The organism is uncultured Stenotrophomonas sp., from assembly GCF_963519925.1.
Taxonomy (GTDB): domain Bacteria; phylum Pseudomonadota; class Gammaproteobacteria; order Xanthomonadales; family Xanthomonadaceae; genus Stenotrophomonas; species Stenotrophomonas maltophilia_AE.
Genome location: NZ_CAUQPH010000142.1, coordinates 1 through 8,771, shown reverse-complemented (window position 1 = coordinate 8,771; position 8,771 = coordinate 1). Strand labels below are relative to the sequence as shown.

At 67.4% G+C, this 8,771-nt stretch carries 9 protein-coding genes and 1 pseudogene; 6 read left to right on the top strand and 4 right to left on the bottom strand.

Annotated features, from left to right (window positions below; genetic code table 11):
* Positions 1-317: 317 nt before the first annotated feature.
* Positions 318-521, top strand: a complete 204-nt coding sequence (locus RWO33_RS17230; protein ID WP_314106399.1) for a hypothetical protein — start codon at positions 318-320, stop codon at positions 519-521.
* A 1-nt stretch (position 522) separates the two neighbouring features.
* Here the strand turns inward: RWO33_RS17230 and RWO33_RS17225 are convergent, their stop codons facing one another.
* Together RWO33_RS17225 and RWO33_RS17220 are read right to left on the bottom strand one after the other, a co-directional pair.
* Positions 523-1,650 (bottom strand): DUF3667 domain-containing protein, encoded by a 1,128-nt coding sequence (locus RWO33_RS17225; protein ID WP_314106397.1) that lies wholly within the window; start codon positions 1,648-1,650, stop codon positions 523-525.
* 87 nt (positions 1,651-1,737) lie between these two features.
* Entirely contained in the window at positions 1,738-2,067 is a 330-nt protein-coding gene (locus tag RWO33_RS17220; RefSeq protein WP_314106395.1) for a YegP family protein, read from the bottom strand.
* 200 nt (positions 2,068-2,267) lie between these two features.
* Between RWO33_RS17220 and RWO33_RS17215 the strand changes: the two genes are divergently transcribed.
* Both RWO33_RS17215 and RWO33_RS17210 read left to right on the top strand, forming a co-directional pair.
* On the top strand, positions 2,268-2,660 hold the full coding sequence (locus tag RWO33_RS17215; RefSeq protein WP_314106393.1) for a DUF1622 domain-containing protein: 393 nt from the start codon (positions 2,268-2,270) through the stop codon (positions 2,658-2,660).
* 85 nt (positions 2,661-2,745) lie between these two features.
* The gene (locus RWO33_RS17210; protein ID WP_314106392.1) at positions 2,746-3,075 is read left to right on the top strand and encodes a hypothetical protein; all 330 of its coding nucleotides are present in this window, start codon (positions 2,746-2,748) and stop codon (positions 3,073-3,075) included.
* On the opposite strand, the gene RWO33_RS17205 is transcribed toward RWO33_RS17210, so the two are convergent.
* Together RWO33_RS17205 and RWO33_RS17200 are read right to left on the bottom strand one after the other, a co-directional pair.
* On the bottom strand, positions 2,993-4,150 hold the full coding sequence (locus tag RWO33_RS17205) for a hypothetical protein (protein WP_314106390.1): 1,158 nt from the start codon (positions 4,148-4,150) through the stop codon (positions 2,993-2,995). The genes RWO33_RS17210 and RWO33_RS17205 overlap by 83 nt on opposite strands.
* An 11-nt stretch (positions 4,151-4,161) precedes the next feature.
* Entirely contained in the window at positions 4,162-5,565 is a 1,404-nt protein-coding gene (locus RWO33_RS17200) for an FAD-containing oxidoreductase (RefSeq protein ID WP_314106388.1), read from the bottom strand.
* A gap of 117 nt (positions 5,566-5,682) precedes the next feature.
* On the opposite strand from RWO33_RS17200, the gene RWO33_RS17195 reads away from it, so the two are divergent.
* From RWO33_RS17195 to RWO33_RS17185, 3 genes and pseudogenes are all read left to right on the top strand, one after another.
* On the top strand, positions 5,683-6,603 hold the full coding sequence (locus RWO33_RS17195; RefSeq protein WP_314106400.1) for an alpha/beta hydrolase-fold protein: 921 nt from the start codon (positions 5,683-5,685) through the stop codon (positions 6,601-6,603).
* Between the two features lie 124 nt (positions 6,604-6,727).
* A complete protein-coding gene (locus RWO33_RS17190) occupies positions 6,728-8,038 on the top strand; it encodes a PAS domain-containing sensor histidine kinase (protein ID WP_260844056.1) in 1,311 nt (436 codons plus the stop codon).
* A gap of 116 nt (positions 8,039-8,154) precedes the next feature.
* A pseudogene (locus RWO33_RS17185) lies at positions 8,155-8,771 on the top strand (hypothetical protein); the annotation flags it as partial.

Genomic DNA, 8,771 nt, shown 5'->3' with positions numbered 1-8,771 from the left:
GGCGGGGCCGATGCGGCCGGGGTGGGCGTCGCGGCAGCCGTGTCGGGCTCGCGCTTGCCGCACGCTGCCAACGCGCACAGGGTGATCAGTGCGAAGCCGAACCGGCGGGCCAGATGCGGAGCATGTCGAGCCGGGGTGTAGAACGTCGCCATCTGGGCAGCCTGCATCGGGCGGAAGTGGTGATGAGCATGACGCCCGCTTCAATCACGCTCCACCGAAATAGCTGCAACCCAGGCGCGTAAAACTACTTAACTCACGATCCAAGCGCTTCACGTTCGGCTTGCTAGAGTCGACGCACTTCAAGGAGAAGCCTGGCCATGACCCTTACCGACCACCAGCTCGCCGTCCTGCGCGCGATCCACGCCACCGATCCGGTTTCAGCCGAAGACGCAACGTGGGCGGTCACCGCGGGACTGGCCGTGCAGGCCGAGGACGCGGATATCGATCTCACCCCGGCGGGCCGGCATGCGCTGGACCAGGGGCAGCCCACGCCACCGGCAGCGCCCGGCCGCGCGCCCTGAATCAGATGTTGGCCAGGCTGGCCAGCGCGAGCAGCGCCGTAGCGACCGTGACGACACTGAAGTACAGCCAGCCCAGCACCGTGAACTTGAGCGACGTGACCAGCCAGGACTCCCCATAAACCCGGCGCTGCATCACCAGCAAGTAGATCGGCATCCACACCAACACGCCGGCGATGGCCAGGCCGATCAGGATGTCGGCGCCGGGGATTCCGGCCAGCGGGGTACCCAGCATCGACAGCAGCAGGACGCCCAGCAGGCCCACGCACAGGAAAGCATGGCTGTACAGCGCCACCACCAGGTGCTCCAGGTACAGGCGGCCGCTGCCCAGGTAAAACACCTTCAACAACAGTGCGAACAACGGCACCAGCACGAACAGCACGGACGGAACCGAAGAGAAGAATGCATTCACGGCCAGCTGCGGATTCTCGCTCACCCGCGGCAGGTTCTTGCGGATGGCAGCGGCCTTGCCGTCCAGCCAGTGGTTCACGAAGTCCGGCAGCCCGTCTATCTGCACCGGCTTGGAATGCCCACCCGTGGACGGCGGCGCCTTTGGCTTGACCGCAACCGGTGCGGTCGCGGCAACGCCCGCCGGCTGCGCTGCCAGTTCCTGGTTGCGCCGTACCGCCTGCTTCTCGACTTTCTCGATGGCCGTGTCCAGCGGCGCGCGCAGGCGCTCCGGCATGGCCTGCCGCGACTGCGCCAACGGTGCCACCAGCGCACGCCGCACCTGTTCCACTTCGGCGCTGCTGGTCGCATCCTGGAACGCGCCCGGTACTTCGGGCGGCGTGGCGGTCTGCTGGATGAAAGTGCCTCCATCCACATGCACGGCGAGCCGGGCAACGAAGAAGGTCAGCACGCTCAGGATCACGAACAGCCGCATCGGCGGCACATACCGCGCGCGATGCCCGGCCAGGTAGCTGGCCGCCAGCCGGCCGGGCAGCAGCAGCTGGCGCAGGGTGCGGAAGATGCGCCCGTCCAGGTGCCAGAACGACTCGAACACTTCCTCCACCGCATGCCCGAAGCTGCGTACCGGGCTGTGTGCCGATTGCCCACACTGGTGGCAGAAGTCGCCGTGCAGGGCAGCAGTGCAGTTCTCGCAGGCGGCAAGGGGGGACGCGGAAGCACTCATCAGGGCCGGGGCCAGGGCAGGGAAGGCGCATAACATAGCCGGGCCCCCGCCCGGCTGCCAGTGCCCGCCTCAGGTGCGAAGCAGGCCTCAGGCCTGGTCGTCGATGGGTGCCTCCGGGCCATTGGTCATCACCGAGCGGATGCCGATTTCGCGGGCGCTGGGGGAGGTGTAGGTCTCGCTGGTGCCGATGGTTTCACCGTTGGCGGAGAGCAGGTTGAACATCGGCTGGCCATTGGCGGCGGACGTCCGCTGGTAACGGTCGTCGTAGGGTGAGTTGGCGCGGACCGAGCCAATGCCGGACAGCGCGCTGTGCCTGGCGGTGTAGCGCTCGCTGCGCAGGATCACTTCGTTGTTGCCGGCTTTCAATACAAAGTGGTACTGCGAGCCGGACTGGGTCAGGACGTATCGAGCGGCCACGGAAACTCCTTCAGGCGTGCCGGGGAGGGTTGCTTGAATGTCTGTTGGGCTCCGGCAGGTGTCTATCCTCAATCCGACCGCGCCGTGCATTCTTCACTGGCGGCGGGCAAGTAGAAGTACTGACGCGCCGCCCGGCCTGCCTCCGCGATCCTCTGCATGGACATGTAGGCCGTGAGATCGGCATCCACCGGAGCTGACCCGTGTACCTTGCTGCTACCACCCGCCCCCTGGACCCGCTACCGCTGCAGAGCTGGCTGGTGACACTCACCGAGCCGGTGGTCACCATCATCGCGTTGCTGGCCCTGATCCTGATCACGCTGGCGACGATCAAGGCGTTCGCGAAGATGATGCTGTTGATGGTGCGCGGTGGCAGCCATCCCGAGCGCAGGGCTTTGTGGCTCGAATATGGCCGCTGGCTGGTGGCCGGCCTTACCCTGCAGCTGGCCGGGGATATCGTGGAATCGGCCATTTACACCACGTGGGACTCGATCGGCCAGCTTGCCGCCATCGCGGTGGTGCGGACGTTCCTGAATTATTTTCTGGAACGCGACATCGAAGAGGTCCGCGAGCGCCAGCACGGCGACATTCCGTGATTTTCGCGCTGCGTTCGCAGCACCCTGCACGCGGACTCCACGTCCCGATCCCTAGAGTCGGTCCGACCCCGCTCCGGTGCGACACGTGAACCTGCAGACCCGCATTCCCCAGCCTTTGCCCCGCCGCCCGAATCCCGACACCTGTCAGTTCGAACTGCTTGACGTGGACGCCCTGCAGGACCCGTGCAGCGGACGCATCGTGCATCTGTACGCAATGGTCGCCCGCTGCCTGTCGTGCGAGTCGGTGTTCAAGGCGCACGAAGGGCAGGGGTTCATCAGCACCTCGGTCGCCCGCGTGCTGCGCTGCCCCACCGGGTGCGGCGAACAGGCCCTCAGGGGCGCGGTGCTGCGCCAGTGGAGCGCGCCGCGGCCGGTAACGGCGCCGGCGCCGGTGCCGTTGGCCTGCCCAGCGTAACGACCGCGTCGACGATCTGCTCCGGAGTGAAGTCGCAGTGGCCCGTGCCGGTAGCCGGCAATGTGGTGAGCTGCGCGGCAGCGTCCGCCTTGGCCACCAACGCCGGATACACCGCCTCGAAGCGCGGCGTCACCGAGGGATCCTCGCGGTTGTACTGAACCAGCAGCGGCCGGCGGAGGGCGCCGGTCAGTGCCAGGTCGCGGTCCAGCCTGGCCAGTGCCGCCGGGTCTGCCGACACCCTTCGCACGCCGGCGTTGAACGCCTTGTCGTCGCCAAAACCTGTGTATGCCGTTTCACGATTTCCTGTCGGCATGCCTCCGGCGCGTTTGAGCAGTTGCTGGAACACCAGCGCATGCAGGCTGAGCGTGCCTGACAGCTCGTCCGGCGTCACTTCCAGCCGCCTCGCGAGCACGGCTGCGGCCTTCGGGTTGCCCTTCACGGCAGCGTCGATAGTGGCAAACAACTCACCCTGTGGGAGTGTCGCCGCGTCCGCCGACGCCAGGCCTGCGACGGGCAAGCCCTTCGCGTTCGGGAAGAAGTACTCGAAGGCCAGCAGCGAGGTCAGCATTTCCGCCGCCAGTACGCTGCCCGGCAGGTTCGCCCCGCACAGGGATGCGCCACCGGCATAGTGCGCGGGTAGCCGTTCAAGCGTGGCGATGGCGACCGCGCCGCCCATTGAAAACCCCATGATCCAGGTACGGCGGGTGTCCGGATGCTCGCGCAGGAACTGCGCACGCAGCCGCTCCAGATCGTCGATGGCATCCTTCACCGCCCAGCCTTGGCTGCGGTAACCGCTCTGCGCCACCGCATAGCCAGCCTTGCCCAGCGCTTCGGTCCAGGGATTGGCCGGCCAGGGATCTGGTCGCGGCGTGCCGACCGGTTCGAAGCCATGCGCATACATCACCAGCTGGCCGTTCCAGTGCGCGGGCACGTCGATGCGCCAGGGGGCGCCCTGCAGGGTGCCCGTTTCCGTACGCGGCGGCTGGTCGGGCGTGCGCGGCCTGCTCCATGCCGGCGCCGGCAGCAGGCTGCAACACAGACCGATGCACAGCAGGAGAGGGCGGGCATTGCGCATCCGGTGCATCCTCAATCGGTGGCTGGCGCAAGATCCACCAGCAGGGTGGGAATCAACTCGGAAACCGTCGGGTGGATCGGCACGGCCCAGCGCAGGTCATCCAGTGGCCGGTCCGCGCTCATCGTGTCGAGGATGCCGTGGATGGCCTCGTCCCCGCCAGTGCCGAGGATCGCCGCGCCCAGGATGCGGCGCGTGCCGGCATCGGCCACCACCTTCATGAAGCCCTGGGTCTCGCCTTTTTCCACGGCGCGGCCGACCTGGGTCATCGGTCGCTTGGACACCAGCAGCGGGCGCCCGCTCCGCGCCGCCTCGGTTTCCGACATGCCGGCCCGCCCCAACGGCGGGTCGATGTAGAGCGCGTAGCCGGGCACGCGCTGGCTTACCCGCCGCTCTTCGCCGTCGAGCAGGTTGGCCGCCACGATCTCGAAGTCGTTGTACGCGGTATGGGTGAAGGCGCCGCGGCCATTGCAGTCGCCCAGCGCCCAGACCCCGGGCACGGAGGTCTGCAGCTGGTCGTCCACCGTGATGTAGCCGCGTTCGTCGGTCTTGATGCCGGCCTTGTCCAGGCCCAGGTCGTCGGTGTTCGGACGCCGCCCGATGGCGATCAGCAGGTGGCTGCCAATCACCTCGGCCGTACCGGCCGCAACCGAAATGCCATCGGCGTGGCGTGCGAACGTCATGTCGCTCACCCCGGTGTGCACCGCGATGCCTTCGGCCTCCAGGATCGCGCGCACCGCCTCCGATACATCCGGATCCTCGCGGGATATCAGGCGGTCGGACCGCTCCAGGATGCTGACCTGCGCCCCGAAGCGTCGATACATCTGCGCGAATTCCAGCCCGATGTAACTCCCACCGACCACCACCAGGTGGCGGGGCAGGGTCTCCAGCGCGACCATGCTGCTGTTGGTCAGGTACGGCACCTCCGCCAGCCCGGGCATGTCCGGCACCGCTGCACGCCCGCCCACGTTGATGAAGATGCGCGGCGCGGTCAGCCGCACGCCGTCCACCACCACGGCGTCCGGGCCATCGAAGCGCGCATGGCCCCGGATCAGTTCGACGCCCGCCATTCCGCCCAGCCAGTGCTCATTGCTGCTACGCGAGTCCAGGATGACCTTGCGTGCCCGTGCGGCCACCACGCCCATGTCCACGGTAATCGGTCCGCTGGAGAAGCCGTACTCCGCGCCGCGTCGGGCCGTGTGCGCGGCGTACGCACTGGCCACCAGTGTCTTGGTCGGCTTGCAACCGGTGTTCACGCAGGTGCCGCCAACCAGATGACGTTCGATGATCGCCACCCGCATGCCCGTCTCGTGCAGGCGGCCCGCCAGTGCAGGGCCGGCTTGGCCGGTGCCGATGATGATGGCATCGAAGCGGCCGTCGGCAACGGGGGTGGAGGAAGTTGCATCGGAACTGGGCATGGAAGGATCCTTTGACGGGTCTTGTATGATCCCGATGGCCGCCACGGGAGGCGGTGTCAGGTTCACCATGGAGATGAAGCGTTGAACTATCTGGCAGTGGGTGTTGTGGTTCTGTCGATGCTGGCCGGGTGCGCCCAGGCCCCTCAATCCGCCGCCGCTGCGGCACCGCGTCCGGCGCCACTCGCGCCGAGCGTTGACAAGGCCACCGCGCTGGGTGGGCAGCGCGCCGCCGGCGCGCCGTATGAGGTGGTCGGCAGCGAAGTCTGGGACGTGAAGGATCCGGTGTCCGGCCGCACCTACCAGGTGTTCGTCGCGCTTCCCGCGTCATACGCCGAATCGCCCGGGCGCAGGTACCCGGTGCTGTATGTCACCGATGCCGACTACGCATTCCCGTTGGCGCGGCAGATCGGCCGCCGCCTCAATGTGGAGGGACCGAAGCTGCAGGAGTTCATCCTGGTCGGCTTGTCCTATGCGGTCGGCGACGATGGCGTGACCAGCCGACGCCGCGACTACACGCCCACCCGCAAGGGGCCCAGCAGCGCGCCCGCGGAGGCGGTGCACGGCGAAGCGGCGCCTTACATCACATACCTGCGCGAGCAGGTGCTGCCATTCGTGGCCGGCCGCTACCGTACCGACGAAACCCAACGCCTGCTGCTGGGACACTCCTACGGCGCGCTGTTGGGCACCCAGATCCTGTTTACCGACCCGGGCCTGTTTGCGGGGTACATCCTCGGCAGCCCCTCGTACTGGTACGACAAGCAGGTGATGGAGCGTTTCGAGAGGGACCATGCCAGCGCCCACGACGACCTGCCCGCGTGCGTGTACATGTATGTAGGCGAGCGGGAAACCCCGGCCTTCGGCAACGATGCCGACATGGTGGCCGACGCAGGGCGGATGGACGCCGCTCTGCGTGCGCACCGCTATCCATCGCTGCGCCTGCAGCTTGACGTGCTGAATGATGAAGATCATCTCAGCGTCGCCCCGCGCGGGCTGACGAAGGGCTTGAAGTACCTGCTGGCCGCCGACGCGGCGAAGTGAGACGGCCGGAGGCTGGATGGGAATGAACAGTTCAGCTTGAAGCCTGAAAGATTGGCACTCGGCCGCCACTCACGCAGGGATCACGCGGTGATAATGATCCCATCACCGCTGCAACGATGGATTGATGGATCGATACCGCCAGATCGTGGACCTGTCCGAGGACTGCATCAAAGAGCTGGACCTTGACGGGGTCGTAGTCGCCATCAATGACAATGGTCTGAAGCTGTTCCGGGCCACGCAGCCTGAAGACATGCTGGGCAGGGACTGGAAGGCGATGTGGCCGCCGCTCGCGCAGCCGCTGGTCGAGCAGGCGCTGGCCGCCGCGGTGCGGGGCGGCAAGGTTGAATTCGAAGCCTCCGCGCTGGATGGCAAGGGAATGCTGCGCGACTGGCGCGTGCGGGTGGCCGCGCTGCGGGATGGCGGCAGCATCGTGGGCGTACTGGCGGTCAGTTCCGATGTGACCGCGCGTAATGCCGCGCTCGCCGCCGCCGATGTGCTGGGCGCCGCGTTCGACGCCAAGGCCGATGAGGCGGGTGCGTTGCTCGCCAGTGCGGCTAGTCGCGAGGCAAACCTGATCGAGACACTGCGCAGGAGCCAGTCGCGCCTGTTGGCCACCAACCTGGCGTACCAGGAGCTGGAAGTGCGGCATTTCCAGGTCGCCCAAGGCCGTGACTTCGCGGTAGCGGCGCAGCGCGCTGCGGAAATGATTGCCGACCACGCCCAGAAAGGCGAAGCGGTGGGTCAGTTGCTGGCCGGCGTCGTCCACGATCTCAACAATTTCCTGCAGTCGGCCACCGCGGCGATCGACGTGGTCATGGCCAGTGGCGAACTGAGTCCGAAGAACGCTCGCCTTCTGGACATCGCCGAAGCCGCGCTGGAGCAGGGCGCGGAAATGTCGCAGCGGCTCATCGGGTTTGCCCGGCAACACCCGTACCGCCCCGAGCCGGTCGAGCTGGCTGCTCTGGTCAAGAAGATGCAGCCGCTGCTGGAGCAGGCGGTGGGCGCGGGCATCGCGTTGATCGTCGATCCCAGCGACCCGGCGTGCTGCGCCATGGTGGACCGCAATACGCTCGAGCGCGCCCTGTTGAACCTGGTGGTCAACGCGCGCGATGCCTGCGTGCCCGGCGACAGCATCCGGGTCACCACCGGTCGGCTCAGCGTTGCGGAGGGCGGCGGCACGAGCACCCGCGTGCCGGGCGAGTACGTCACCCTCACCGTATCCGACACCGGCTGCGGCATGAGCAACGACGTGCTGTCGCGCGTGTTCGAGGTGTACTTCACCACCAAGCCGCCGGGCGAGGGCTCGGGCCTGGGCTTGCCGCAGGTGCACAGCGCGGTGCGCCAGGCCGGTGGTTTCGTGACCGTGAGCTCCAGCCCTGGCGCGGGTGCCAGTTTCGAGCTGGCCTTGCCACGCGTACAGGGCGACAACGACTGACCGAAGGTGCGCCTGCACACCGTGCAGATAATCGGGTCTCACCGCTTTCACCTCGCTTCGCGCAGCCTCGCTTTCACAGCTGCACCCGCAGCATGAGAACGGAGAAGCACGACCCGATGAACACCCGAATCGACTACCCGGAACGCGGCGCAGCAGGCCCCGACGTTGCGGTCATCAATGAAACCACGGTCATTCCAGCGACACCGGAAAGCGCCGTGTCGTGGAGCGCGATCTTTGTCGGCGCGGTGGCGGCTGCAGCGCTGTCGATGATCCTGCTGATCCTGGGCGTCGGCCTGGGCCTTTCCTCGGTGTCGCCGTGGTCGTTTGAAGGCGTTACCAAGGAAACGTTCGGCTGGGCCAGCATTGCCTGGCTGACCTTCACTGCACTCGCGGCCTCTGGCCTGGGCGGCTACCTGGCCGGCCGCCTGCGCACGAAGTGGACCCGCCTGCACGGCGATGAAACCTACTTCCGCGACACTGCGCATGGCTTCGCCTCGTGGGCCGTGGCAACGCTGCTCACCGCCGGCCTGCTGACCTCCGCCATTGGCGGCGTGCTGGGTGCAGGGGCCAAGGTGGCTGGTGCCACCGCCGGTGCCGCCGCGTCGACCGCCGGCGTTGCAGCCGCAGGCGCTGGTTCGGCCGTCGCGATGGACCCGGAGCAGGGCGACCTGGGCTACTGGGTGGATTCGTTGTTCCGCCGTGCCCCCGGCACCGACGCTGCGCCGGGTACGCC

Excerpts from the sequence above, each read along its gene's own strand:
- RWO33_RS17230 (WP_314106399.1), top strand. The coding sequence starts at position 318 with ATGACCCTTACCGACCACCAGCTCGCCGTCCTGCGCGCGATCCACGCC.
- RWO33_RS17225 (WP_314106397.1), bottom strand. The coding sequence starts at position 1,650 with ATGAGTGCTTCCGCGTCCCCCCTTGCCGCCTGCGAGAACTGCACTGCT.
- RWO33_RS17205 (WP_314106390.1), bottom strand. The coding sequence starts at position 4,150 with ATGCGCAATGCCCGCCCTCTCCTGCTGTGCATCGGTCTGTGTTGCAGC.
- RWO33_RS17200 (WP_314106388.1), bottom strand. The coding sequence starts at position 5,565 with ATGCCCAGTTCCGATGCAACTTCCTCCACCCCCGTTGCCGACGGCCGC.
- RWO33_RS17195 (WP_314106400.1), top strand. The coding sequence starts at position 5,683 with ATGCTGGCCGGGTGCGCCCAGGCCCCTCAATCCGCCGCCGCTGCGGCA.
- RWO33_RS17190 (WP_260844056.1), top strand. The coding sequence starts at position 6,728 with ATGGATCGATACCGCCAGATCGTGGACCTGTCCGAGGACTGCATCAAA.